Below are 275 nucleotides of genomic sequence, written 5' to 3' on the forward strand. Positions count from 1 at the left end.
AGGAGGAGGTCCGCCGCGGCATGGCCCGCCGCTACCCGGGCGGCGTCCCCGAGGACCGCCAGAGGCAGGCGGAGTACGAGATGGACGTCATCATCCAGATGGGGTTCCCGGGGTACTTCCTGGTGGTCGCGGACTTCATCATGTGGGCGAAGAACAACGGCATCGCGGTGGGTCCTGGCCGCGGCTCCGCGGCGGGCTCGATCGTGTCGTACGCGATGGGGATCACGGACCTGGATCCGATCGAGCACGGGCTGATCTTCGAGCGGTTCCTGAAT

At 67.3% G+C, this 275-nt stretch carries 1 protein-coding gene; it reads left to right on the top strand.

All coding sequences use genetic code 11. The features are described from left to right. A partial coding sequence (locus tag H5J30_RS35815; RefSeq protein WP_181791945.1) for a hypothetical protein occupies positions 1–275 on the top strand: 275 nt, incomplete at both ends.

It is taken from the genome of Streptomyces phytophilus (genome assembly GCF_013870535.1).
GTDB lineage: Bacteria > Actinomycetota > Actinomycetes > Streptomycetales > Streptomycetaceae > Streptomyces > Streptomyces phytophilus.